This is a genomic window from Arthrobacter sp. ZBG10, assembly GCF_001238605.1.
GTDB lineage: Bacteria > Actinomycetota > Actinomycetes > Actinomycetales > Micrococcaceae > Arthrobacter.
The window spans coordinates 20369-45293 of the sequence record NZ_LFQH01000020.1 but is presented as its reverse complement, the minus strand read 5'-3'; the positions used below and the strand labels follow the sequence as shown (position 1 = coordinate 45293).

Genomic DNA, 24925 nt, shown 5'->3' with positions numbered 1-24925 from the left:
CCGGCGGGCCGCGCCCCGAGGCCGGCCCGCCGCTGTCCCCTGCCGAAACTCCCGCCACACAGCGGCGGAATCCTTCCCACGCCGACGGCGTGCAGCTCCTTGGCCAGTCCGAAGGCTCCGGCTACCGCGAAGCGCCGTATCTGGTGCGCCGCGCTGACGGCCAGACCCTGCAGCTGACCCGGCTGCTCTACCTGGTGCTGGCGGCGGCGGACGGAAGCCGGAGCGAGGCCGAAATCGCCCACCACACCAGCCAGGGCTTCGGCAGGCTGGTCAGCGCGGCGAACGTGGGCACCCTGATGCAATCGCAGCTGCTGCCCATGGGCCTGCTCCGGCTGGCGGACGGCTCGGAGCCGGAGGTCAGGAAAGCGGACCCCCTCCTGGGCATGCGTTTCCGTTTTACGGTGACGGACCCGGAACGCACCCGCAGGATCACCGCCCCGTTTGCGGTGCTGTTCAACCCGCTGATCGTGGTGGCCGTGACGGCGGCATTCCTGGCCGCCAGCTGGTGGGTGCTGATGGTGCGGGGGCTGGGCTCCGCCACGCACGAGGCGTTCGCGAACCCGGTCCTGCTGCTGTTGGTTTTTGCTGTCACCATCCTTTCGGCCGGTTTCCACGAATTCGGCCACGCCGCCGCTGCCCGCAGGGGTGGCGCAACACCCGGTGCCATGGGGGCCGGGCTGTACCTGATCTGGCCCGCCTTCTTCACCGACGTCACCGATTCCTACCGGCTGGGCCGGGGCGGCCGGCTCCGCACTGACCTGGGCGGGCTCTACTTCAACGCGATCATCGCCGTCCTCATCACAGGGCTGTGGTGGGCCACGGGCTTCGATGCGCTGCTGCTGGTGGTGGTCACCCAGCTCCTGCAGATGGTCCGGCAACTGCTGCCGCTGGTGCGGTACGACGGGTACCACATCCTGGCGGACGCCACCGGCGTCCCCGACCTGTTCCAGCGCATCAAGCCCACGCTGCTGGGCCTGCTGCCGTGGCATTGGGGGAAACCCGAAAGCCGCGCGCTCAAGCCGTGGGCACGCGCCGTGGTGACGCTCTGGGTGCTCATTACGGTTCCGCTGCTCCTGTTCAGCGTGGCCATGATGGTGCTTTCCCTGCCGCGGCTGCTTGGCAGCGCCTGGGCCAGCGCCGCCACGCAGCAGGGCCTGCTCGCCGCCAGCCTCGCCGCCGGGGACCCGGCTGGCGTCGCGGTGCGCGCCCTGGCGATCGCCGCCGTCGTCCTCCCCGTCCTGGGCATGCTGTACATCTTCCTGCGGCTGCTCCGGCAGCTGGTCACCGGCCTGTGGCGCAAAACGGCCGGCCGGGCGCTGCACCGGACGGCAGCCATGGGTGCCATCGTGGCGCTGCTTGCCGGGCTGGCCTGGGCATGGTGGCCCGACGGCGGGACGTACCGGCCCGTGCAGCCGTACGAACGCGGCACCCTCGCCGACGCCGCGGCCACTGTCCTTCCGCAGGGCAGCACCATCCTGCGCGAAGGCACTGCCGGCAGCACCGTGGCGCTGTGGCCCCAGGGTGAGCCCATGCCCACCCGGGACAACCCACGGCTGGGGATGGTGCTGGTTCCGGCCGAAAAGGCGGCGGCAGGGTCCGCGCAGCCCGCCGGCTCCGGGACGGATGCGGCGCCGTCGTGGGTGTTCCCGTTCGACCGGCCCGCCGCGCCCGAAGGCGACGGCAACCAGGCCCTGGCGGTCAACACCACTGACGGTTCGGTCAAGTACAGCGTGGCGTTTGCTCTGGTGTGGGCCGACGACGGCGGGCCCGTGGACACCCGCAACGAGGCCTACGCGTTCGCCGACTGCGCGGACTGCGCGGCCGTGGCCGTCGGCTTCCAGGTGGTGCTGATTGTGGGTGAGGCGGACGTTGTTGTTCCGGAAAACCTGTCCGCGGCAGCCAACTACAACTGCAGGGACTGCCTCACGTACGCCTTGGCAAGCCAGCTGGTCCTGACGCTGGACGGCCCCCTCGGCACGGACAGCCAGGGGCAGCTCGAGGCACTGTGGGCGGAGATCGCCGACTATGGCCGGACCCTCCGCAACCAACCGCTGGCCTCCATCCAGGGCCGGCTTTCGGCCTACAAGGACCGCATCACTGCGATCGTCAAAGCTGATCCCGCTGCGGCCCGGACCGCGCCGTCCACCGGACCCTCCCCGGCCACTTCCGCCGGTCCCGGCGGAACGCCCGCCCCTGGGACAACACCCGGCCCGGGCGCAACGCCTGCCCCCAGCGGCCAGCCGGCCACCGGCCCCACAGGCTCCAGTTCCGGCTCCGGTTCCGGCAGCGTACCGGTTCCAACGGGGACGGCCCCGGCCCCGGCGGACCCGTCAGGGACTGCCCCTACCACCGCACCGGCGACGCAACCCGCCATAGGTGGCCTGCCGGCGTCGGACGCACCCGTTGAGCCGGCGGCCCCCACGGCGGATACTGGGGGCACGGCACCCGCCGGCGAGCCCCAACCCACCGCACCACCCCGCTAGGAGAGCAGATGTCATTGAGCAAGGGAACGTCCGTGGAATGGAACACGCCCCAGGGCAAAACGCACGGGAAAATCGTGGAAAAGAAGACCAGCGACTTCGAACTGGACGGCAACACGCACCGCGCCAGCAAGGACGAGCCGCAGTATGTGGTGGAGTCGGCCAAAACCGGTGCACGCGCCGCGCACAAGGCCTCGGCCCTGAGCGAGAAGAAGTAGCCGTGGCCGCCCGGCACGAGGTCCTGATCATCGGCGGTGGCAACGCCGGGATCTCCCTGGCCGCGCGCCTGCACCGCTACGGCGTCACGGATGTGGCGGTGGTCGAGCCCAAGGACCACCACCTCTACCAGCCGCTCTTCTCCCATATCGCCGGCGGGCGGGCGCAGGCCACGGAAGCCATCCGCAGCCAGCTGTCCGTCACCCCGACGGGCGTCACGTGGATCCACGACGGCGCCGCCGCCATCGACGCCGACGCCAACACCGTGACCCTGGCCTCCGGCGCCGAGGTGGCCTACGGACAGCTGGTGGTGTGCCCGGGCCTGCAATATGACTGGGACGCTGTGCCCGGGCTGGCCGAGGCCGTCCACTCGGCGCACGGCTCGTCGCACTACGAGTTTGAGCTGGCGCCCAAGACCTGGACCCTGCTCAGCGGCATGACCTCCGGGACCGCCGTGTTCACCATGCCGGCCGGGCCCATCAAGTGCGGCGGCGCCAGCCAGAAACCCATGTACCTTGCCTGCGACTACTGGCGCGAACAGGGCGTACTGGACAGCATCCGCGTGGTGATGGTCCAGCCCTACCCCACCGTGTTCGGTGTCCCCGAAATAGACGACGAGCTGGACCGGAAGATTGCCGAATACGGCATCGAACTCCGGACCAACAGCGAGCTGGTGGCAGTGGACGCCGGCTCGCAGGTAGCCACCATCCGGGACACCGGGACCGGGGCGGAGGAAGCCCTCCGCTACGACGTCCTGAACGCCGTGCCTCCGCAGTCGGCGCCGGACTGGCTCAAGGCCACAGACCTGCCGGCGCCGGGCGAACCGGGCGGCTTCGTCGAAGTGGACCGGCAGACCCTGCGGCACCTCCGCTACCCCAATGTCTGGTCGCTGGGCGACGCCGCCGGCACCACCAATTCAAAGTCCGGCGGGGCCCTGCGCAAGCAGACCAAGGTGGTGGCGCAAAACCTCGTCGCCGCCCGGAAGGGCAAGGCGCTGCCGGCCAAGTACGACGGGTACTCCGTCTGCCCCTTTACGGTGTCGCGCTCCACGGTGGTGTTCGCGGAGTTCGATGACCGGTACCGCCCCCGGCCCAGCATCCCCCGCGTCCCCACCTGGAACGAGAGCCGGCTGTCCTGGGTGGTGGACCGGGACATCTTCCCGCAGGTCTACTGGAACCTGATCCTGAAGGGCCGGGCGTGAACGGGTTCCCGCCGTGGGTTAGGTGGCCGCGGGGAGATTGACGACTGCGGCCGTCGCCTCCGCGATGGCCCGCTCCTCATCGGTGGGGACCACCAGGACCGGCAACCCTGACTCCGGCGTGGAAATCACGCGCGGTTCCCTGGTCCGGACACTGTTCAGGCCGGCGTCGAGCTCCACACCCAAGGCACTTAGCCGGTCCGCCACGAGGGCACGGAACTGGTGCGAGTTCTCGCCGATGCCGGCGGTGAACACCAGCGCCTTCGCCCCGCCCACGGCCACGTGGTAGCCGCCGATGTACTTGGCCAGCCGGTAGGACGTGACGGCCAGGGCGGTGGCTGCCCTGGCGTCGCCGGACTCCGCGGCGTCCACCACGGAGCGCATGTCATTGTTGCCGGCCAGCCCCTTCAGGCCGGACTCCCGGTTGAGCAGGGTGTCCAGGTCTTCCGGGGTCCAGCCTGCACGGCCCAGGAACACCAGGATGGAGGGGTCCAGGTCGCCGGACCGGGTGCCCATGACCAGGCCTTCGAGGGGAGTGAAGCCCATGGACGTGTCCACCGAGTGGCCGCCGCGGATGGCCGTGACGGACGCGCCGTTACCCAGGTGGGCGATCACGCCGTCGAACTCGTCCACGGGCAGGTCCAGCAGCGCGGCCGCCTGCCGGGTGACGTACTCGTGCGAGGTGCCGTGGAACCCGTACCGGCGGATGCCGTGGTTGGTGTAAAGCTCGTCCGGGACGGCGTACCGCCAGGCGTGCTCGGGGAGGGTGCGGTGGAAAGCGGTGTCGAAAACCGCTACCTGCGGCATGTCCGGCCATTTTTTGGCAATGGCCCGGATCCCCAGCACGTTGGCCGGGTTATGCAGGGGCGCCAGCGGGTTGAGCCGCTCGATGGCGCGGGTGATCTCGTTGTCGATCAGCACGGGTTCGGCGAACCGCTCGCCGCCGTGCACCACCCGGTGCCCGACGGCGTCGAGCGTCAGGTCGCCCAGGTCCTGCTGGATGGCGGCGTCCACCTGCTCCAGCGCTTCGGCGTGGTCGCGCGGGCCCACGGTTTCGCCGTCCCCGCCGCCGCCGTTGCCCACGCCGATCTTTTCGATCAGGCCCTCCGTCAGGACGCTTCCCGCCGCCACGTCGCGCACCTGGTACTTGAGCGAGGATGAACCGGAGTTGATGACCAGTACGAGCATGAGTGGGGCCTCCTGAGCCGTGCGCCTGCAGTTCCGGTCCCAGCCTATCGGGCGGTCCCCCGCTGCTGCGGATCCTGCGCCGACCCTATCCTCCGGCGATGTCCCGCAGGGTCTGCAGGTGCGCACGCCAGGCGTCCGTGCCGGCTTCGGACAGGCTGGCGGAAGTGCGGGGCAGCTTGCCAACGAAGCTCTTGCGGATCTGCACATACCCGGCCTTCTCCAGGATGGACAGCTGCTTGCTCAGCACCGAGTCGCTGACCTGGATGGCATCGCGGAGGTCCTTGAAATCCATGGTCTCCGCCCCGGCCAGCGCTGCCATGATGGAAAACCTCACCGGCGAGTGGACCAGGTCATCCAGCCGGTGCCGCGGGTGTTCAGGACCGGTGCTCATGAGCGGAGTTCGCGGAGCGCCTGGGACAGGCCAAAGCCTGCAAGCACGACGGCGGCGCTCAAGTAGTACGCCAGGTTGCCGTCGCTGAAGCGGACAACGCCCACCACGATGGCGAGCACGTACAGGAAGAAGAAGCCGAACAGGGAGGTCAGGAACCGGCGGGTGAAACCGGTTTTCGCGGACCGTTGGAAGATGGGAATGATGCAGGAGATCACTGCAGCCCAGACACCGATGGACCCGGCCAGCAGCGGGGCTCCGTAGCCTGTAGTGGCCACGATGTGGAAGCCGACCATCAGCAGCGAGCCCAGGATGGCCAGGCTGGTGAATGTGACGGCGGCCGGCCAGCCGGCTGTTCTGGTGGCCGATCTGCCGAGGCTTTCGGCGCGGGCCAGGAGCTCAAGTGCTTCGGCTGAGGTGGGGCTCTGGCTGTCCATGGTGTGCCTTCCGGTGGGTGCCTTGTTGTTGACTCCACCCTAAGAAAGTACTTTCCAATATGTCAAGTACTTTCCGGGGCTCAGCGGGAAAGTTCACATCAAACCACCCGCCGTTGCGAATGGCCGGACCGTGTGCTTATGGTCAACACACACGCTGCACCACGCCCGGGAGGAAATTCCATGCCGAACAGCACCAACCACACCGAAGACAACGACCCCACCAACACGGGGTCCAGCAGCACCGCGCCGCTTGACAGCGGGAAAGAGCAGGACGCCGGCTCCGGCACCAAGGATCCCACGGGCGTTGAAGGCGCCAACCCTGCCCTGGACGACACCGGAAGCGCCAAGGCGGGCCAGACCGGTGACGCGGCAGAGCAGCCGGAAAACCCTGCAGACCTGGACCTGACCCCGCAGGGGCTCTCCGACGAGCCCGCCAAGCAGGAGGACCCGGACAGCCCGGCCAAACCGGACAACAGCTAGTCCCGCAGGAGGCGGCGCCGGCACCTTAGCCAGGTGCCGGCGTCGTCCGTCTCCGCGGATTCCTGCGGCAGCGGCGCCGTGTCAGGCCTGCGCCTGGATGGCCGTGATGGCCACGGTGTTGACGATGTCCTCCACGGTGCAGCCGCGGGAGAGGTCGTTGACCGGTTTGCGCAGGCCCTGCAGGACGGGCCCCACGGCCACGGCGCCGGAGCTTTGCTGCACGGCCTTGTACGTGTTGTTGCCGGTGTTCAGGTCCGGGAAAATGAACACCGTTGCCTGCCCGGCCACTGTGGAGCCGGGCATTTTGGACGCGGCAATCGAGGCGTCCACGGCGGCGTCGTACTGGATGGGACCCTCGACAGCGAGGTCCGGGCGGCGCTGGCGCACCAGGTCGGTGGCCTGCCGCACCTCGTCCACGGCCTCCCCCGAGCCGGAGCCGCCGGTGGAGTAGGACAGCATGGCCACACGCGGCTCCACCCCGAACTGCACGGCGGTCTCCGCGGACGCCAGGGCGATGTCCGCCAGCTGCTCCACATTGGGATCGGGGTTCACGGCGCAGTCGCCATAAACCAGGACCCGGTCCGGCATCAGCATCAGGAACACCGAGGACACGATCTTCACGCCGTCCCGCGTTTTGACGAATTCCAGGGCGGGCCGGATGGTGTGGGCCGTGGTGTGTGCGGCCCCGGACACCATGCCGTCAACCACTCCCAGCTGGACCATCATGGTGCCGAAATAGCTGACATCCTGCATGATTTCCAGGGCTTTGGGCAAGTCCACGCCCTTGTGTGCCCGCAGCTCGGCGTACTTCTCCGCGAACTGCTGCCGGAGCGGGGATGTTGCCGGGTCGACCACGTTGATGCCGGAAAGGTCAATGCCGCTGCCTGCCGCCAGCTCGCGGACGTCGGTTTCCGGGCCCAGGACGGTCAGGTCGCAGACGTCGCGGCGGTGCAGGATCTCGGCAGCACGCAGGATCCTGACGTCCGTACCCTCGGGCAGGACCACGTGCCGCCGCTGGGTCCGGGCCCGTTCGATCAGGTCGTGCAGGAACCGCAGCGGGGTCATCCGCTCCGCCCGGGGCAGGTGCAGGCGTTCCACCAGCTCGGCTTCGTCAACGCGGCGGGACCACAGGCCCAACGCCGAGGCCACCTTGCGGCGGTGTCCGGACCAGATCTCGCTCCGGACCTCCGCCACCCGGCGGGCCGTGGTGTAGGTGTCCTGGCTGGAGGCAAAGACCGGGAACGGAGCCTGCGCCAGGAGCGGGTAGATGTTGGCGTCGGGGGCCAGCCCACCCGTGAGGATGAGGCCGGACGGCACCGGGAATTCAGGCGAGAAGGAGGACGCCAGGCAGGCCACCATCACGTCGGCCCGGTCGCCCGGCACAATCACCAGGGCGCCCTCGTCCAGCACGTTCAGGAAGTTGCCCACGTTCATGGCCGCCACCTTGATGTCCCGGACGTCCCGCTCCATGTCGGCGCGGCCGGCAATCTGCCGGACGCCCAGCGCCGCAGCCACCTCGCCGGTGGTGGGGCGGGCGATTTCGTCCAGCTCGGGCAGCACGTACACGGGCCGGCCGGAGGCGCCGGGTTTCACGGCAGCGGCGATGTCCGCCAGGTCTTCAGGGTCGGCGCGGTTCACCATGATGGCCAGCAGCGAGCACTTTTCCGCCAGGAGTTCCTTCCTGGCAACCTCGACGGCGGCCACAGCCTCCGCCACGGTCCGTCCCTTGGCGCCCACCACCGCCACCACGGGTGCGGCCAGGTTGTTGGCCAGGCGGGCGTTGAGGTCGAACTCGACGGCGGCGTCCTGGCCGGTGAGGTCCGTTCCTTCCACGATCACCACGTCGCAGTGCCGGGAAATTTCGGCGAAGATCTCGACGCAGCGGGCATCGATGTCAGCACGCCGGCCATCCGCCAGCAGGCCGCGGACCTCCTCGAACGTGAGCCCGCCGCGGCAGCGCTCATCCTCAAGGGCGAACCGGGACTTCATCAGGGCCACCATGGGATCGTCCGCCGCCACCTTGCCGTGGACCACGGGCTTGAAGAAACCGATCCTGTCCGCGTGCCGGTGCAGGGTGTCCGCCAGGCCTAAGGCCACCAGGGATTTGCCCGAGCCGGGGGTGGTTGCGCTGACGTAAATACCTTTGGCCATGGTCCGCCCTTTGCTGTTTGCTGGTGCCGGTCCATCCATCCTTGCACTTGTTGGCGGGCTTGGGCCGCCCCGCCTGCGTGGTGCCGGACACGCCCCCTGCGTGTGGCCGGCTCCCAGCCCCTCCTCACCCAACTGACTCGCAGTTGTTGTCGTTTTGCGCCCTCAAAACGACAACAACTGCGAGTCAGTTGGGTGAGGGGCGCCCTTGACACCGGACCCCCGATGGGATTACCTAATGAACATTCGGTAAATAAAGCTGGAGGCAATGACGCATGGCTGAAACAACACTGTCCGGGCTCCCCCATCCCATCCTGGCGAACGACCACGCCTCCGCCTGGATGGGCATCGAGGTCCTCGCCGTGGGCGACGGCCACGCCACCATCCGGATGACCCTCCGGCAGGAAATGCTCAACGGCTTCGGGATGGCCCACGGCGGAATGATCTTCGCCTTCGCCGACTCCGCCTTCGCCCTGGCCTGCAACCCGGCCAACCCGGCGCCCGGTGCGGAAAACACCATCACCGTGGCGTCCGGCGTCGACATCAACTTCCTCAAGCCCGCCTACCAGGGCCAGGTCATCACCGCGGCAGCCAGCCTCCGCTCCAGCGCGGGCCGCAGCGGCATCTACGACATCCAGGTGTTCGCCGCAGGCGCAGCCGCAGACACCATCCCCGGCGCCCCCGGCGAACTCATTGCCGAGTTCCGCGGCCGCAGCCGCACCATCCCCAGGAAGTAGGAACGCTATGACCCTGCACGCCCCCGAAACACCCGTTTCCCCAACAGGCACCGGCGCCGACCTGGACCGCGAGGAAACCATCTCCCGCGACGAACTGGAAGCCCTGCAGCTCAGCCGCCTGCAGCACACTGTCGCGTACGCCTACGACCGCGTGCCGCTCTACAAGCGCAAGTTCGACGACGCCGGCATCCACCCCGCCGACCTCCGCGAACTCAGCGACCTGGGCAACTTCCCGTTCACCACCAAGGATGACCTCCGCGCCGAATACCCGTTCGGAATGTTCGCGGTGCCACAGCGCGAAGTAGCCCGCATCCACGCGAGCTCGGGCACCACGGGCCGGCCCACCGTCGTCGGCTACACCAAACAGGACCTGGCCGACTGGGCCAAACTGGTGGCCCGCAGCTTCCGTGCCGCCGGCATCCGCCCCGGCATGAAGGTGCACAACGCCTACGGCTACGGGCTGTTCACCGGCGGCCTGGGCGCCCACGACGGCGCGGAAGCACTCGGCTGCACCGTGATCCCCATGTCCGGCGGCCAAACCGAACGCCAGATCCAGCTCATCCAGGACTTCCAGCCGGACGCGATCCTGGCCACCCCCACGTACCTGCTGACCATCGCCGACGCCATGGCGCACATGGGCATCGACCCCACCTCCACGTCGCTGAAGTTCGCGGTGCTGGGCGCCGAGCCCTGGACCCAGGAAATGCGGCACGAGCTCGAGGTCACCATGGACATCAAGGCCTGCGACATTTACGGCCTGTCAGAGGTGATGGGCCCGGGCGTCGCCGGCGAGGCCGTGGAGACGCAGGACGGCAGCCACATTTGGGAGGACCACTTCCGGCCGGAGATCATCGACCCCTTCAACCCGCTGGCCGGCAAGGAAAACGTACTGGGCGACGGCGAGCACGGCGAACTCGTCTTCACCTCGCTCACCAAGGAAGCCCTGCCCATCATCCGCTACCGCACCAAGGACCTCACCCGCCTCCTGCCCGGCACCGCGCGCCCGGCGCACCGCCGCATGGGCCGCATCACCGGCCGCAGCGACGACATGATCATCCTGCGCGGCGTGAACCTCTTCCCGTCGCAGATCGAGGAAATCGCCCTCCGCATCCCCGAGCTCAGCCCGCACTTCCAGCTCGAGCTCACCCGCCCTGAAGGCCAGCGCATGGACCAGTTGACGGTCCGGATCGAGCGCCGTGAAACGGTCACGCAGGAGCAGGGCACGACGGCGGCCCGCACCTTGCGGGAGCAGATCAAGATCCACGTGGGTTCTTCATGCGCAGTGGACATCGTGGAGCCAGGCGCGCTTGAGCGGTCCAACGGCAAACTGCGGCGGATCTACGACCTGCGGCCCAAGGTATAGCTGGCCGGAGCGACCCGCCCGGGCCGGCAGCCCTGTCGGCCCGGACCAACCGACCGTTCATGAGAAACTAGCTTCTATGTCCAGCACCACTGAAGCATCCAGCACGGTCGGCCCGCCCGCGGGCACCAAACGCGGCCGGCCCGGCTATGACCAGCAATCGGTGCTGCGCATCGCCGTCGACGTCTTCAACCGGCACGGCTACGACGCCACGTCCATGGGCATCCTGGCTGAGAACCTGGGCATTTCCAAGTCCGCGATCTACCACCATGTGCCGTCCAAGGGCGACCTCCTCAAGCTGGCCCTGGACCACGCGCTGGGCGGCCTGGAAGCCATCCTGGAACAGCCGGAGGCCGCGTCCGGGGCCGCCGATGCCCGGCTGGAGTTTGTCCTCCGCCAGACTGTTTCGGTGCTGGTGAACCGGTTGCCGTTCGTTACGCTGCTGCTGCGGCTCCGCGGCAACACCGAAATCGAACGGGACGCCCTGGAACGGCGGCGAACGTTCGACCACAAGGTGGCCGGCCTGATTTCCGCTGCGCGCGACGAGGGCTCGCTTCGTGACGACATCGATCCGCGCACCGTCAGCCGCCTGGTCTTCGGCATGATCAACTCGATCGTGGAATGGTACAAACCCGGCGGCTCCCTCTCCCCCGAGCGGCTGGCGGACAACATCATCACCATGGCCTTTGACGGCCTGCACGCCCAGCCCTGACCTTTCGGTTCGTCCAGCCCCCTTGCGCGGGCCACGCGATGCTAAGCGTGCTTGGTAATCCCCTGTGCCCGGACTACGGTGGAATGACGAACCCGAACGAACGGAAGGTACAAAAATGAGCCACCCCAAGGAAGAAGCAGCTGCCGGATTCATCGTCCCGGACCCGTCGAAACTCCGTGAGGACATCGCCGGCGATTCAGGCGACGAGGCCAACGCCATCCGCTTCAGCGAAGAGCAGGCCCTGATCGAGGAACAGGCCCACGGCATCCGCCCGGACACCTACAGCGTGCCTGCGGACGAGCCCTCCATCGACGAGGCCCGCGGAAACCTCGACCTGTCGGACCAGACGGCCACGGCCGCCGAAGAGGACAGCAGCGACGACGGCACCCACGACGGCGCCGAGTCCTGATTCCCTAAAGGCCCCGCCAAACCCCCAAAACCCCCAAAACCCCCGTTGCGCTATCACTTTTGGTCCCCAAACCCTGGGTTTGGGGACCAAAAGTGATAGCGCAACGGGGGTGCGGGGCTACTTCGCCACGAGGGTCAGGACGTCGTAGGTGGCCACGGTTTCGTCGTCCTGGTTGGTGAGGACGGCATCCCAGGCCACCTCGCCGTACTCGTCCGTCTCGCGCGGGGTGATTTTCTTGGCTGTGAGCGTCACGCGGATGGAGTCGCCGGCGGCGACCGGCGTGATGAACCGGAGGTTTTCCAGGCCGTAGTTGGCCAGGACGGGGCCCGGGGCCGGCTCAACAAAGAGTCCGGCGCCCCATGCCAGGAGCAGGTAGCCGTGCGCCACGATGCCCGGGAAAAACGGATTCGCTTCGGCCGCTTCCTGGTTGGTGTGCGCGTAGAACGTATCCCCCGTGGAATTGGCGAAGGCCGTGATGTCCTCGAGGGTGACCTGGCGCAGGTCGGAGCGGACGGCGTCCCCGATCCGCAGCGACGCCAGATCCTTCCGGAAGGGGTGCGTTCCTTCGGTGTCCACGGTGAAGTTGCGGTCCGCGCCGGCATGCCAGACGCCGGTGACAGCGGTGAGCATGTTCGGTGAGCCCTGGATGGCAGTGCGTTGCATGTGGTGCATGACCGAGCGGATGCCGCCCAGTTCTTCACCGCCGCCGGCCCGGCCGGGACCGCCGTGGACCAGATGTGGCACCGGTGAGCCATGTCCGGTGGAGGACCTGGCGTCTTCGCGGTTGAGCATCAGGACGCGGCCGTGGTGGGCGGCGATGCCGGTGACCAGTTCCCGTGCCACAGCCGGATCGTTGGTGCACACAGTCGCCACAAGGGAGCCGCCACCGCGGGCGGCGAGGCGGACGGCGTCGGGCACGTCCTTGTACCCGATCACTGACGCCACCGGGCCAAAGGCCTCCAGCGAATGGATGGCTTCGGTTTCAGCGTCGTCCCAGCTCAGAACCACGGGCGACATAAACGCGCCGGCCTCCACCACGCCCGTGGTGCCGTCCGTGGAGATGACCGACGGCGAATCGAGCGTTCCGTACGCCAGTTCACCGCCGGCGTCGAGCATTGACTGCACAGCGGCGCGGACATCCGCGAGCTGCTCCACGGAGGCGAGGGCGCCCATGGTGACGCCCTCCGCGCGGGGGTCACCAAGGACCACGCGCTCCTCAACACGCTTTCCGATCGCCGCAATAACTGGCTGCACCAGGTCCGCCGGGACGATGGTCCGGCGGATGGACGTGCATTTCTGGCCGGCCTTGACGGTCATCTCGGTGACCACGGACTTGATGAACGCGTCGAACTCGGGGGTGCCCGGAACGGCGTCGGGGCCCAGGATGGCGGCATTGAGGGAGTCGGTCTCGGAGGTGAACCGGACCCCGCCTTCCACCACATTGGGGTGCGATTTCAGGGACAGCGCCGTGGAGGCGGAACCGGTGAACGCCACGAGGTCGCGGTAGTCCAAAACGTCCAGGAGGCCCCGGACCGAGCCGGAAATCAGCTGGAGGGAACCCTTGGGCAGGATGTTGGATTCGATGATGGCCTTCACCACGGAAGCGGCAACATAGCCTGTGGGGGTGGCGGGCTTGACGATGGTGGGGACCCCGGCCAGGAAGGCAGGGGCCAGCTTCTCCAGCATGCCCCAGACCGGAAAGTTGAAGGCGTTGATCTGCACGGCGACGCCGGGGATGCGGGTATAGATGTGCTCGCCGACGAATGAGCCGTCCTTGGACAGCACCTCCATGGGACCGTCCACCATCACCTGCGAGTTGGGCAGTTCGCGCCGGCCCTTGGAGCCGAAGGTGAACAGGACGCCGATTCCGCCGTCGATGTCGATCATGGAGTCGATTTTGGTGGCGCCGCTCTGGGCGGAGAAGCCGTAGAAGTGCTCGCGGCGGGCGTTCAGGTACTGCGCCAGTTCCTTGAGCTTGAGTGCGCGCTGGTGGAAGGTGAGCCTGCCCAGTTCGGCCTGGCCGGTGGTGCGGCCGTAATCCACGACGGCGGCCAGGTCCAGGCCCGCCGTGCTGACGTTGGCCAGGATTTCCCCGGTGCTGGCGTCGCGGACGGGGACTGCGGCGCCGTCGGCGTCCGGGCCGGGGGTCCACCAGGAGTCCTTGACGAAGCTGGGGACTGTTTCCACGGTGTTGGCGGGAGCCTGTGGGGCTGTGGTTGTGGTGGTCATCGTTGACGGGTCCTTCCGGCAAGGGGGGCAAACTTGGCGGCGATCATTACTGACCGTCCGTTCGGTAATATAGGTAGACTACATGAATGTGCGGCGGCGCACATCAGCAGGCAACGGCCGGCTGCAGCCATCAGAAGGAGAGTTCATGGGCGACGCATCCACCACCGGGACTGAGGCAGCGGCCGGTCCGGAGCTGTGGAAGATCACGCTGGGTGAACTGGACGAGAAGATGGGGGTCAGGATTGTCGAGGAATCCGTGCAGCGCGTTGTGGCCACCATGCCCGTTGCGGGGAACCGGCAGTCGTTCGGCCTGCTGCACGGCGGGGCGTCACTGGCCGTAGGCGAGGCAGTGGGCTCCTGGGCGGCGGTCATCCACGCGAGCACCCTGGGCAAGACCGCCGTGGGTGTGGACGTGTCGGCCACGCATCACCGCTCGGCCCGGGAAGGCGTAATCACCATCACCGCCACGCCCATCCACCTGGGCGGCACCCTCACCACCCACGAAGTGCTCATCACCAACGATGCCGGCCAGCGGCTCTGCACCCTCCGCATCACCAACCTGCTGCTGGACCGCAGGTAACGGCGCTTTACCGCGTTGCCGGCTTCCTTCGGCGCCGGACCAGGATCAGCAGGAAGGCGCCGGCCAGACCGGTTCCCAGCCCGATCCACTCCATTCCGGCGACGCCGGAGCCCGTGTTGGCAAGCGCAGCACCTGTGGGCCCCGCCGTGCTGCCGTTGCCACCAACGCCCGTGATGGCCAGGTCAGCGGGGGTGTCCGACGGCGGCTGGACGACGGCGGCCGGGCCCCCCGCGGCGCCGGTGGGGTCAGCGGTGGCTGGGGCGGTTGTGGCTGGGTCGGCAGCGGCCGGCGCCACCACGATGGGCAGCGGGTCCGGCTTGGCTTCGACGGGAGCCGCCGGTTTCACGGGAACAGGCGCCGGTTTGACGGGCGCAGCAGGTTGGGCCGGGACAGCCGGGACAGCAGGCGGAGCCGCGAAACTGAAGCTGGCCGGGCCGGACGTGCTGAACCCGTTGACGGTCTCGGCGGTGAACCGCAGCTTCCCGGTGAACCCTGCGGGGACCTCGAAGCTCCAGTTCCCGCCGGCGTCGACCGGAACATCAACAGGGGCTTCCCCGCGGACACTGACGCGGACCTTCGATCCGGCTGCCACGGCTGATGCCGGTGCCGCCGGGACGGTGCCGGTGACGGGCTGGCCAGCAGTGTAGTTTTTGCCGGCCGCGGGCGCGGTGACGGCGGGCTTGTTGAGGAATACCTCAAGGCCGTAACCGGGCAGCACCTTCAGGTTGTCGGCAAGGGTGGACGCAACGGCGAAATTCCGGACCACGTTGCCCGCGGCATCCGGGGCGTCGCCGGCGGAATGGGTGCCCACCGCGTAGTTGCCGCTGAGGTAGGGCCCGCCGGAGTCGCCGCCACTGGATTCGATGCCGTAGGACAGGAAGCCGTGGAATGCCCGCAGGTCGCCGGGATCAGCCCAGGAGCCGGGGCCCGGCACCACAAAGATGCCCACCTCATCCACGCTGCCGCAGGACCACGCCGACGTCCGGCCGGAGCGGCACACGGGCATGCCCACCACCGGGTTGGCCTGGCCGATGATCTTCACGTCCGGGCCCGGCGCGGAAGCATCAGCCCAGGTGCTGGCTGCCGGCACGGGGTCCATGCCTTTCTGGAGGTGGGCCACCACCGAGATGTCTGCGCCCACGTTGCCCGGGTTCTCGGCGTCGTCTGGGTTTTCGATGATCCTGGAGTTGCCGGCGCCACCGAACTGGCTGAAACCGAAGGTCCCCAGCAGCGCAGCGGCCGGGCCGCGGGGCTCAAGGGTTGCGGTCCGGGCGGCGCCGTCAGTGGAACAATGGCCGGCGGTGAGGACCGCCGGCAGGCCGTCCGGGCTAAACACGGAGAACCCGGTGGAGCAGGTCACGCCCTGGTCCGAAAAGAACCCGGTACCGCCCAGCACGTCCGCTTCCGCGGCCAGGGGCGGCCCGGCGTCGAGTTTAACGTTGGTGAACCGGGAGACGAACCGCGCCGGCGACAGCTTGCCGCGTTCAGTGCCGGCAGTAACACCGGGAGCGCCGGGGTGTCCCTCGGCAGCGGCATCAGCGGCCTCGGGCTGATTGATGCCGCCGGTCCTGATGACAAATCCGGCGCCGGACGCCACCACTGCCTGCAGTCCTGCGGGTCCTACCTGGCTGACGTAGTCCTGGAACAGCTGCTCCGTGCTGGCCGCAGTTTGGCTGCCGGCTGCCGCGTCAGCCGCCGCCTCGGCAGCGGCCCCGTCACCGACGGAGGGCTCGGTGGCCTGGGCGGCGGACTCAACGGCGGCACGCCCACCGGAATCCACTGCCAGGTCCACCGGAGCGCCCAGTGCCAATCCAGCCACTGCCGCGGCCAGCCCGGGCCCGTCCCCGGATACGACGATGCGCCCGTCCACAACCTGCAGGGCGGTGAAGCCCGGCACGTTCCGAAGGGCAGCCTCGATGTCGGCAGCGGCGGATCCCAGCTGGCCGGCGGCGGAAAACTCCGCCGGCGTCAGGCCAAGGTCCCGCTGGACTGCCGTGGTGAGGTCGCCTTCCGCCGGTCCGGCGGGGGCTGGTGCAGAAGATGAGTCTTCCGCAGAGGGGGCAGCCGGGGTGCCCCACGCGGGTGCTGCAAGCCACGCCGACGACGCCACCAGCGCTGCCGCCGCGGCCAGCGGCAGGAACTGCCTGTTGTTAACTGATTTCATTTCGCCACTCCCGCTCCGGCCAGGGACTGGACCGCTGTAAGTTCATCAAACGTTAAACCGTGTCGCAGGAGAAACGCCCGGGTGTCGAGCTCCCGGACAAACTGCACCACCAGCGTGCCGCGGGCGGCCAGCAGCGGCGCCAGCTCTGCTTCGTCGAGGTAGCGTTCGCGGTCATGGGGCGGTCCGTGGGTCCGGTAGCGCTCGTTGATGCCGCGCGCCGCCTGCCGGTATCCCTGCGCAATCTCCGCGTCTGTGTCGCCGGCGAGGTCCTGGACCATTGCGGCGACCATGCCGCTGCGGTCCCGGCCGGCCGCGCAGTGGAGCACCACCGCACCCCTGTCCGCGGCTGCCGCGAGCGCCCGGAAGACATCCACCAGCTTGTCCGGGAACAGCCGGGCGTTGTCCGCGTAATAGGCGGGGTTGTTCAAGTAAGGGCCGCAGACGGCCGCAAAGTCGGGGTCGCCGGGCACTTCGGTGGGCGCCGCGACCACAGTGATGCCGTGCAGGTCGGCGGGCACAACGGAAGGGTCCGTGTCCCGGCGGCGCACCTCCGCGGCGTTACGGAGGTCCACCACGGTGCGGATGCCGTCGTCGTGCGCCTGCTGCCAGCCTGCCGCGGTGAGCCATTCCCGGCGCCCCATGCGGAACACTCCGCCCGTTACGTGCCACGCATTAACGGCGCCATCCCAGACGACGGACCTGCCCGAATTCCTCATTCCGAAAGCTAATCACAGCCCGGGAGGCACTTCGTGCACACCAGCCGGTGACCTGCGGCGCAATCAGGCGTACGGTGTCACTTGCGAGCCCACCGCCCGCCACGTAGGAACGCTGTTGTTCAAAGGAGAACATCATGGCAATTTTGGCTTTACGACGGCGGCGGGGGGCCTTTGCGGCCGTCCTTGCCACCACGGCAATGGCACTCGGTTTCACGGCACTCCCTGCACAGGCAGCGCCGCCTCCGCAGGCGGACTATGTTGCGCTGGGCGACTCATACACGGCAGGCACAGGCGCCGGCTTAGCCTTACGCCCCGCGGGGGTGGCTTGCTGGCAGAGCAATCCGGGCTACGTGGACGTGGTGGGAACAACGGGCCGGGTAAACCTCGTGGCCAACGGTGCCTGCCATGGAGCGGTCCTGTCACAGGCCAGCCCCTTCTATGACCGCGTCATCGTAACTCCCACAGTGCAGGAGCAACTCGCGTCCCTGGCCTTCATGGGGGCGATCTCCGCGGATACTGAACTGGTCAGCATCACCGCCGGAGCCAACGATGTGGGCTTCTCCTACGCCCTTGGAGTCTGCGCCACCCAGCCCGCGGCTGTCTGCGCCGGCACCTTGGACTACCTCACGTCGCCCACTAACCTCGGTTTGCTCCAGGCCGGCCTTGCCCAGACTTACGCTGCCATCCATGCGGCAGCACCAAACGCGAGGATTGCAGTCCTGGGCTATCCGTTCCTTTTTGATCCGGCCAGCCCCTTTGCTCCTATTCCAGCAGAAAACCAGCAGCTGATGAATGGGGCGACCATCCGGCTGAATACAACGATCGAAGCAGCCGTGAACACCGCCAACACTGCCTTCCACGCCAACGCACAGTACGTCGATATGACGGCACGGTTCGCAGGACACCAGGTCAACTCCGCGGACCCATGGCTGCAACTGAATCTTGCCCTGACCACTGCGGACTACAACTTCCACCCGAACCAGGCCGGGCATCGTGCCTACGCCTCAGCGATCATGGGGGCAGTCAAACCGGCACAGCTCGCACGGAGGTAGCCGCCCCCCCTACCCGCGCCGGGCCAGCCTGTACTCAAGCCCGGCGCGGACCATGGGCCACTCGTGCTCCAGGATGGAGAACACCACGGTGTCGCGGAGTATCCCGTCCGAGGTCCGCGAGTGGTTCCGGAGCACGCCGTCCTGCTTGGCGCCCAACCGTGCAATCGCTTCGCGTGACTGGTGGTTCAGCCAGTGCGTGCGGAACTCCACGGCCGGGCAGCCGAGCGCCTCGAACGCGTGTTCCAGCAGGAGCAGCTTGGACTCCGGGTTGGTGCCGGTGCCCTGCGAGGACGCCGCGTTCCAGGTGGAGCCAATCTCCACCCGCGGTGTTGCGGCGTCGATGTTCATGTAGGTGGTCATCCCGATGACCTGGCCCGGACCGCCGGTGGCCGGGTCCGCCAGCCTCGTGGTGAACGGCAGCATGCTGCCCTGCTCCTGGAGGTCCAGCCGGCGCCGGATTTCGGCTGCCATGCCCTCCGGGGTGGGCACCGAGGTGTACCAGAGACGCCACAGTTCGCCGTCCGCGGCTGCGTCCACCAGGCCGTCATGGTGTTCCGGCGCCAGCGGTTCCAGGATCACGCGGCGGCCGGTCAAGGTTACGGGGTTCATAAAAGTCACTGCATCAGCCTAGGCCCACACTCCGCTGCCCGTTAGTGTGGGGACTGCAGGACCGCGAGCGAGGGAGTTGACGTGTCAGGTACCAATCCGGACCCCGAGGACGACAAGATCACAGGCCTGGAACCCGGCGGCGGCGTTCCACCGGGCGAAACACCGCCGGGCGAAGGATCGGTGGCTGGAACGTCGGAACCGCGCCAGAAAGGCTCCGGCAAGGGCCAGCAGATTTTCTGGGTGGGTGCCATCGGTGCCGGCGTGGTGCTGTTCCTGCTCTACTTCATCGGCTACATCGTGGGCTTCTTCGACTAGCCGGAACGCGTTACTGGGCGGGCCAGTCGAAGAACCCGCGGCCGGTCTTGCGGCCCAGTTCGCCGCGGGCCACCTTGTCCCGCAGGATCTGCGGCGGGGCGAAGCGCTCCCCCAGGGTGGAGTGCAGGTATTCGGCAATGCCCAGGCGCACGTCAAGGCCCACAATGTCCGTGGTCCGCAGCGGTCCGGTGGGGTGCTTGTAGCCCAGGACCATAGCCGCATCGATGTCTTCGGCAGAGGCAACCCCCTCTTCCACCATCCGCATGGCCTCCAGGGCAATGGCCACCCCCAGGCGGGAGGACGCGAACCCCGGCGCGTCGTTGACCACAACAGCAGTCTTCCCCAGCGCTGCCACCCAGTTGCGCGCTGCGGCGGCGAGCCCGGCGGAGGTCCGTTCGCCCAGGACCACCTCGATGAGGGTGGAGGCCGGGACGGGGTTGAAGAAGTGCAGGCCCAAAAAGTCCTCGGGCCGCTTCAGTTCGTTGGCCAGCCCGGTCACGGACAGCGAGGACGTGTTTGAGGCGATGCACGCACCGGCGGTCAACTGCTCCTCGATCCCCCGGAGCGCCGCGACCTTCAGTTCCCAGTCCTCCGGAACTGCCTCCACCACCAGTTCCCGTCCCGCGAACGCGCCGTAGCCGGTGACCACCTCCAGGCGCGCCGCGAGGTCATCCACGGAGGCCGTCACTGCGCCGCGTTCAACACTCTTGGCCGCGGCGGACAGGACCCTGTCGCGGGCGGCGGCGGCAGCCTCGGCGTCGCGCTCCACCACCACCACGTCCGCACCCTTGACCAGGAACGCGTGGGCGATGCCGGCGCCCATGCGGCCGCCGCCCAGGACACCGATGGACCCCGGCAGGCCGGGGGAAAGCTGGGGGTTGGTCATGAGTCCTTCTTTCCGCCGGGCTGGGTACCCCGGGCAGCTTTGGTGTCCAGGAAGGCCTGCATCCTGTCGAACTTCGCCTGCGATTCGAAGAGGATGCCCTGGGCCAGCTGGTCGATGAGGGGGTGGGCTTCAGCCGGGGCGTGGAACACCTGCTTGGTGATCCGCACGGCCAGCGGGTCCTGCCGTCCGATCCGGTCCGCCAGGCTGTGGGCGGCGGCCATCAGGTCCGCCGTGTCATGGATCCCGGAAATGAGATTGACGGCCAGGGCCTCCTCGGCGCCGAGGACCCGTCCGGCCAGCAGGATCTGCTTGGCCACCGGCTCCCCCACCAGCTCCTTGAGGCGCCAGCCGGCCCCCGCAGCGGCGAGGATTCCCAGCCCGGTTTCCGGGTTGCCGATCTGCACTGACGGCGTGCCGATCCGGAAGTCGGCGGCGTAGGCCAGCTCCGCGCCGCCGCCCAGGCAGTAGCCGTCCAGCGCGGCGATGACCGGCATGGGCAGCTTGGCAATCCTGATGAAGATTGTGGAGTTGATGCCCTGCAGCGCATCGTCCCGCCGCCGTTCCCGCAACTGCCTGATGTCGGCGCCGGATGCAAAAACACCGTCAGTACCGGCGATGACGAGGATCCGCGGGGTCTGTTCCAGTGCCGTACACACCACGTGCAGCTCGTCGACCATCTGCTGGTCTATGGCGTTACGGACCTCCGGCCGGTTGAGCAGCACCACCACCCGGTCGGCGCGTTCCTCCACCAGCAGGGCGGAGAAGGTTTCGGCGGCCAGGTCCACGGCGCCCGGCATCAGACTTTCTCCAACAGCAGGGCGGTGCCCTGGCCCACACCGATGCACATGGTGGCCAGGCCCAGCGCCGCATCTTCGCGCTCCATCCGGCCCAGCAGGGTGATGGCGATCCTGGAGCCGCTGGAACCAAGCGGGTGGCCCAGGGCGATGGCGCCGCCGTCGCGGTTCACAATGTCCGGGTCAAGGCCCAGGCGGCGGATGCTGGCCAGGGACTGGGTGGCAAAGGCCTCATTAAGTTCGACGGCGGCAACCTCACCGATGGTGCGCCCGCTCCGCGCCAGGACCTTGCGGGTGGCGGGCACCGGGCCGATGCCCATGATTTCCGGTTCGCAGCCGGCCGACGCGCCGTCGACGATGCGGGCACGCGGGACCAGGCCCAGCTTTTTGATGGCTTCTTCCGAGGCCACAATGATGGCGGATGCGCCGTCGTTCAGGGTGGAGGAGTTTCCAGCGGTGACCACGCTGCCGCCGCGGACCACAGGCCGCAGCCCGGCCAGGACGTCCATGGTGGTACCGGCCCGGGGGCCTTCATCGGTATCCACCACGGTCTCCGATTTCCTGGTAGCCACCGTCACGGGCACGATTTCGTCCTTGAAGCGGCCGGCGGCAATGGCGTCCAGCGCCAGCGCGTGCGAGCGGACGGCAAAGGCGTCCGCTTCTTCGCGGGTGATGCCGTCCACGCGGGCCACTTCCTCGCCGGTCTCCGGCATGGAAAACGTCATTTTGCCATCCCTGGACAGCGGTCCCTTTTGGAACTCCGGGTTCACAAACCGCCACCCGATGGAGGTATCGAAAATCTGGCCGGGTTTGGCGAAGGCGGCGGCTGGCTTCTCCTGGACCCACGGCGCCCGGCTCATGGACTCCACCCCGCCGGCGATCACGATGTCCGCGGCGCCTGACTTGATCATGTGGCTGGCCTGGATGATGGCGCTCAGCCCCGAGGCGCAGAGCCTGTTGACAGTGATACCGGGAATGTGGAGGGGCAGCCCGGCCAGGACGGTGGCCATCCGGGCCACGTTCCGGTTTTCCTCACCGGCGCCGTTGGCGTTGCCCAGGATGACCTCGTCGATGCTGTCCGGATCGAGCCCGGCCCGGGCCACCGCCTCGCGGACCACCAGGGCCGCCAGGTCGTCGGGGCGGACGGCTGACAGCGCGCCGCCGTACCGGCCCACCGGGGTTCGTACCCCGCCAACAAGGAAAGCCTGCGGACCTGCGGTTGCAGCCATGGAAACACCCTTCACGCGATCAACAGCACTGTCATCGGCGCCCGGCAACGCGGAAAACCACTTACCGACCGTTCGTTCTGTAAATAGTACACGGGGCACCCGTCGTTGCGAAGCGCCCCAGCCGGGGCGTTACAGGACCGTCAACCCCAGGTGCGCCGCCAGCAACGGCGCCAGGAGGCTTAACTGGTACTCGTCCACCACCACACCTGCCAGGCTGCCGAGCCCGCTGATGGACCGGAATTCGGTCCCGCGGAGGTCAACGTCCTTGAGCTTTGCGCCGCTGACGTCAAGGGTGCCGATGGTGCAGTTTTTCAGTGCCACCCGCGTTCCGGTGGCCGACCCAAGGTCCAGTTCGTTGATGATGCAGTCGCTGATCAGGACGTCGGTGAGTTTGGCGCCGCGCAGGTTGAGGAAGTCCAGCTTGCCGCCATCGATATGGACCGACTGCCAGCCACTTTCGTAGAGTTCCGCGGACCCCAGCCGGGGGTTCCGGACCTCGACGTCCCGCCAGGCGCTCCGGGCGGCCCGGAACACGGGGGCGTACAGCTCGCCGATGATGCAGTCACGGAAGGTGGCGCCGCGGAGCTGGGTGTCGTTGAAGGAGATGCCCTGGAACTCGCATTCGGAAAAATCAGCACCGCCCAGGTCCAGACCGTCCGCTGCTGCCCGGTGGAACCGGACACCGTCATACCGTTCGCCGCTGTGGAATCCGGCCGACTCCAGGTCCATCAGGTCCACGCCCGCCAGGAGTGCCCGGGAGAGCTGCGGCGCGGCGACCTTGGGGGCACGTGCCCGGGTGGCCGCCACTAAAGCGACTCCGCTTTGGCCGCAATGTCCGCGAGATCCTTGGCGAGGGCCTTGCGGGTGATGGCCAGCCCGACCTTGCCGAACACGGCCAACATCACGCGCATGGCCGCCGAAGGGTTGTCCACGTGGGTGCCGAAGGTGACAGTGAGGTCAGTGCCGCCCTCGCGTGGTGCCAAGCTGAACCGGGTGCTGTAGTCGGCACCGCCCTGCTCCGCTTTGACCGTGGTGCTGCGGGTCGGATCCACCTGGGCCACCCACATCTCAACGGTCTCGGACCGGCCCATCATTTTCCGGGTCTCCTTCCAGCGTGTTCCCTCGCCGTAAGGACCGTCCGTGAGCGGCTGGACAGCTTCGACGCCGGACAGTGTGGTGGCCGAGCCGGGAATGTCCGTGATCACGGCCCAGACCTGGTCAGGTGTTGCCTGGATGTGCCGGGTGACGTTTGTGCTTTGGTCCATGCTTCGAGCCTAGCCGTGGCCGCCGACAACTTACAGGCAGGGAAAGTCCGGTCCAGCTTGATTTAGTAAGCAAGCTTCGTGTTATGGTGAAAATGCAGTATTTGATCAACGCAACGAAAGGTGGCAACCAGCATGGGCCTCGGAGACAAGATCAGCAACGCAGCGGAAGACATGGGCGGAAAAGCCAAGGAAGCTGCAGGAAACGCAACCGACAATGACAAGCTCAAGGCCGAAGGCCAGGCTGACCAGGTCAAGGCCGACGCAAAGAAGGTCGGCGAAAGCGTCAAGGACGAATTCAAGCGCAACTAGGTTCAGGCTGAGGCAGCCGGGCACCGCCTTCGGGTAGCCCGCTGCATTGCTGGAACGCAGCGCATAGACGGCGGCGGATCCCACGGGATCCGCCGCCGTTCTGCTGTGCGGACGCAGCAGCCAGGGATTCCAGCCGGCGAGTCCATTCCGCACAGCCAGCCCTGCGGCCTGTTGCCGGCAGCCGCCGCTAGCCTTGCCCCATGACCTTCATTGACCTTAGCGCCGAAAGCGCAGTTGCCGGCGGTTCCACCAACCTGCGCGGCTATCTGGCCACGCCCCCGGGGCCGGGCCCGTTCCCCGCCGTGGTGATGATCCACGAGGCATTCGGCCTGGACGCGAACTCAATGGGCCACGCGGACCGGCTGGCCCGGGCGGGGTACCTGACCCTCGCCGTCGACCTTTTCAGCGACGGCCGCAGGCGCTGCCTGGTGGCAACGATGCAAAGCCTGGTCAGCGGCCACGGTACGGCGTTTACGGACATTTCCGTGGCGCGTGCCTGGCTGGCCGGCGCCTCGGACAGCACCGGCAGGACGGGCGTGATCGGCTTCTGCATGGGCGGCGGCTTTGCCCTCCTGGCGGCCCGCGACGGGTTTGACGCCGCGGCGGTCAACTACGGGAAGCTCCCCGGGCATCCGGAGGAGGCCCTCCGTGACGCCTGCCCCATCGTGGCCAATTTCGGCGCCCGGGACAAAACCCTCAAGGGTGCCGCCGCCAGGCTGGAAACCGTCCTTGATGATCTGGGGATCGAAAACGACGTCAAGGAGTTTCCCCACGCCGGCCATGCGTTCCTCAACGAATCCGAGGCCGGGCCCGCCGTCCTGCGGCCGCTGATGCGGGTGCTGGGGATCGGGCCGGATCCGGAGTCTGCACCGGAAGCCTGGCAGCGGATTGAGGACCACTTCGCCCGCCACCTCAAAACGACGGCGCCCTGACGGGCTCTCCCGTTAAACGCCGGACGGCGGGGCACCCTAGGGGCGTCCCGCCGTCGTACGCTTCCAACCAGCCTGGCGGCTGCCGAAGAATT

General features: G+C 68.0%; 26 protein-coding genes. 13 read left to right on the top strand and 13 right to left on the bottom strand.

The features are described 5' to 3' along the window. The 3 genes from ACU18_RS19860 to ACU18_RS05220 form a co-directional block, all read left to right on the top strand. On the top strand, positions 1 to 2483 hold a 2483-nt coding region (locus tag ACU18_RS19860; RefSeq protein WP_082178194.1), incomplete at its 5' end, for a hypothetical protein. Positions 2484 to 2491: 8 nt separating this feature from the next. Continuing rightward, complete coding sequence (locus ACU18_RS05225; RefSeq protein ID WP_050684471.1) at positions 2492 to 2698, top strand: DUF2945 domain-containing protein; 207 nt, start codon at positions 2492 to 2494, stop codon at positions 2696 to 2698. Between the two features lie 2 nt (positions 2699 to 2700). After that, the gene (locus ACU18_RS05220; RefSeq protein WP_050684470.1) at positions 2701 to 3897 is read left to right on the top strand and encodes an NAD(P)/FAD-dependent oxidoreductase; all 1197 of its coding nucleotides are present in this window, start codon (positions 2701 to 2703) and stop codon (positions 3895 to 3897) included. Between the two features lie 18 nt (positions 3898 to 3915). Here ACU18_RS05220 and ACU18_RS05215 read toward each other — a convergent pair whose 3' ends face one another. From ACU18_RS05215 to ACU18_RS05205, 3 genes are all read right to left on the bottom strand, one after another. Beyond that, positions 3916 to 5082, bottom strand: a complete 1167-nt coding sequence (locus ACU18_RS05215) for an acetate kinase (protein WP_050684469.1) — start codon at positions 5080 to 5082, stop codon at positions 3916 to 3918. A gap of 85 nt (positions 5083 to 5167) precedes the next feature. Beyond that, positions 5168 to 5473: a winged helix-turn-helix domain-containing protein gene (locus ACU18_RS05210; RefSeq protein ID WP_050684468.1), complete on the bottom strand. Its 306-nt coding sequence runs from the start codon at positions 5471 to 5473 to the stop codon at positions 5168 to 5170. Continuing rightward, on the bottom strand, positions 5470 to 5907 hold the full coding sequence (locus tag ACU18_RS05205; RefSeq protein ID WP_050684467.1) for a hypothetical protein: 438 nt from the start codon (positions 5905 to 5907) through the stop codon (positions 5470 to 5472). The genes ACU18_RS05210 and ACU18_RS05205 overlap by 4 nt, the downstream gene beginning before the upstream one ends. Positions 5908 to 6087: 180 nt before the next feature. Between ACU18_RS05205 and ACU18_RS05200 the strand changes: the two genes are divergently transcribed. After that, positions 6088 to 6387: a hypothetical protein gene (locus ACU18_RS05200; RefSeq protein ID WP_050684466.1), complete on the top strand. Its 300-nt coding sequence runs from the start codon at positions 6088 to 6090 to the stop codon at positions 6385 to 6387. An 81-nt stretch (positions 6388 to 6468) separates the two neighbouring features. Here ACU18_RS05200 and pta read toward each other — a convergent pair whose 3' ends face one another. After that, positions 6469 to 8538, bottom strand: a complete 2070-nt coding sequence (gene pta, locus ACU18_RS05195; RefSeq protein ID WP_050684465.1) for a phosphate acetyltransferase — start codon at positions 8536 to 8538, stop codon at positions 6469 to 6471. A 272-nt stretch (positions 8539 to 8810) separates the two neighbouring features. Here pta and ACU18_RS05190 point away from each other — a divergent pair, with 272 nt between their 5' ends. From ACU18_RS05190 to ACU18_RS05175, 4 genes are all read left to right on the top strand, one after another. Further along, on the top strand, positions 8811 to 9272 hold the full coding sequence (locus ACU18_RS05190; RefSeq protein WP_050684464.1) for a hotdog fold thioesterase: 462 nt from the start codon (positions 8811 to 8813) through the stop codon (positions 9270 to 9272). Positions 9273 to 9279: 7 nt separating this feature from the next. After that, positions 9280 to 10635, top strand: a complete 1356-nt coding sequence (paaK, locus tag ACU18_RS05185) for a phenylacetate--CoA ligase PaaK (RefSeq protein WP_050684463.1) — start codon at positions 9280 to 9282, stop codon at positions 10633 to 10635. 76 nt (positions 10636 to 10711) lie between these two features. Continuing rightward, positions 10712 to 11344, top strand: a complete 633-nt coding sequence (locus tag ACU18_RS05180) for a TetR/AcrR family transcriptional regulator (protein WP_050684462.1) — start codon at positions 10712 to 10714, stop codon at positions 11342 to 11344. 115 nt (positions 11345 to 11459) lie between these two features. Then, positions 11460 to 11753, top strand: a complete 294-nt coding sequence (locus ACU18_RS05175) for a hypothetical protein (protein WP_050684461.1) — start codon at positions 11460 to 11462, stop codon at positions 11751 to 11753. Between the two features lie 117 nt (positions 11754 to 11870). Here the strand turns inward: ACU18_RS05175 and paaZ are convergent, their stop codons facing one another. Beyond that, the gene (gene paaZ / locus ACU18_RS05170; RefSeq protein ID WP_050684460.1) at positions 11871 to 13982 is read right to left on the bottom strand and encodes a phenylacetic acid degradation bifunctional protein PaaZ; all 2112 of its coding nucleotides are present in this window, start codon (positions 13980 to 13982) and stop codon (positions 11871 to 11873) included. Positions 13983 to 14127: 145 nt separating this feature from the next. On the opposite strand from paaZ, the gene ACU18_RS05165 reads away from it, so the two are divergent. After that, on the top strand, positions 14128 to 14562 hold the full coding sequence (locus ACU18_RS05165) for a PaaI family thioesterase (protein ID WP_050684459.1): 435 nt from the start codon (positions 14128 to 14130) through the stop codon (positions 14560 to 14562). Positions 14563 to 14569: 7 nt separating this feature from the next. On the opposite strand, the gene ACU18_RS05160 is transcribed toward ACU18_RS05165, so the two are convergent. Both ACU18_RS05160 and ACU18_RS05155 read right to left on the bottom strand, forming a co-directional pair. After that, on the bottom strand, positions 14570 to 16726 hold the full coding sequence (locus ACU18_RS05160; RefSeq protein WP_050684458.1) for a S1 family peptidase: 2157 nt from the start codon (positions 16724 to 16726) through the stop codon (positions 14570 to 14572). Beyond that, positions 16723 to 17442: a tyrosine-protein phosphatase gene (locus ACU18_RS05155; protein ID WP_050684457.1), complete on the bottom strand. Its 720-nt coding sequence runs from the start codon at positions 17440 to 17442 to the stop codon at positions 16723 to 16725. The genes ACU18_RS05160 and ACU18_RS05155 overlap by 4 nt, the downstream gene beginning before the upstream one ends. 134 nt (positions 17443 to 17576) lie before the next feature. Here ACU18_RS05155 and ACU18_RS05150 point away from each other — a divergent pair, with 134 nt between their 5' ends. After that, positions 17577 to 18494 carry an SGNH/GDSL hydrolase family protein gene (locus ACU18_RS05150; protein WP_050684456.1) on the top strand — a complete coding sequence of 306 codons (918 nt, stop codon included), beginning with the start codon at positions 17577 to 17579 and terminating at the stop codon, positions 18492 to 18494. Between the two features lie 9 nt (positions 18495 to 18503). On the opposite strand, the gene ACU18_RS05145 is transcribed toward ACU18_RS05150, so the two are convergent. Next, a complete protein-coding gene (locus ACU18_RS05145) occupies positions 18504 to 19112 on the bottom strand; it encodes a GNAT family N-acetyltransferase (protein ID WP_050684455.1) in 609 nt (202 codons plus the stop codon). Positions 19113 to 19184: 72 nt separating this feature from the next. On the opposite strand from ACU18_RS05145, the gene ACU18_RS05140 reads away from it, so the two are divergent. Next, positions 19185 to 19418 carry a DUF6480 family protein gene (locus ACU18_RS05140; protein ID WP_050684454.1) on the top strand — a complete coding sequence of 78 codons (234 nt, stop codon included), beginning with the start codon at positions 19185 to 19187 and terminating at the stop codon, positions 19416 to 19418. A 10-nt stretch (positions 19419 to 19428) separates the two neighbouring features. On the opposite strand, the gene ACU18_RS05135 is transcribed toward ACU18_RS05140, so the two are convergent. The 5 genes from ACU18_RS05135 to ACU18_RS05115 form a co-directional block, all read right to left on the bottom strand. Beyond that, positions 19429 to 20304: a 3-hydroxyacyl-CoA dehydrogenase family protein gene (locus ACU18_RS05135; protein ID WP_050684453.1), complete on the bottom strand. Its 876-nt coding sequence runs from the start codon at positions 20302 to 20304 to the stop codon at positions 19429 to 19431. Beyond that, entirely contained in the window at positions 20301 to 21101 is an 801-nt protein-coding gene (locus ACU18_RS05130; protein WP_197273520.1) for an enoyl-CoA hydratase/isomerase family protein, read from the bottom strand. Before ACU18_RS05130 ends, ACU18_RS05135 begins: the two co-directional genes overlap by 4 nt. Next, positions 21101 to 22327: a thiolase family protein gene (locus tag ACU18_RS05125; RefSeq protein WP_050684478.1), complete on the bottom strand. Its 1227-nt coding sequence runs from the start codon at positions 22325 to 22327 to the stop codon at positions 21101 to 21103. Before ACU18_RS05125 ends, ACU18_RS05130 begins: the two co-directional genes overlap by 1 nt. Positions 22328 to 22456: 129 nt before the next feature. Continuing rightward, on the bottom strand, positions 22457 to 23056 hold the full coding sequence (locus ACU18_RS05120) for a pentapeptide repeat-containing protein (protein WP_082178193.1): 600 nt from the start codon (positions 23054 to 23056) through the stop codon (positions 22457 to 22459). A 77-nt stretch (positions 23057 to 23133) separates the two neighbouring features. Then, positions 23134 to 23592, bottom strand: a complete 459-nt coding sequence (locus ACU18_RS05115) for an SRPBCC family protein (protein ID WP_050684451.1) — start codon at positions 23590 to 23592, stop codon at positions 23134 to 23136. A gap of 132 nt (positions 23593 to 23724) precedes the next feature. Here ACU18_RS05115 and ACU18_RS05110 point away from each other — a divergent pair, with 132 nt between their 5' ends. Next, positions 23725 to 23901, top strand: a complete 177-nt coding sequence (locus ACU18_RS05110; protein WP_050684450.1) for a CsbD family protein — start codon at positions 23725 to 23727, stop codon at positions 23899 to 23901. Between the two features lie 200 nt (positions 23902 to 24101). Further along, positions 24102 to 24833 carry a dienelactone hydrolase family protein gene (locus tag ACU18_RS05105; protein WP_050684449.1) on the top strand — a complete coding sequence of 244 codons (732 nt, stop codon included), beginning with the start codon at positions 24102 to 24104 and terminating at the stop codon, positions 24831 to 24833. Positions 24834 to 24925 lie beyond the last annotated feature (92 nt).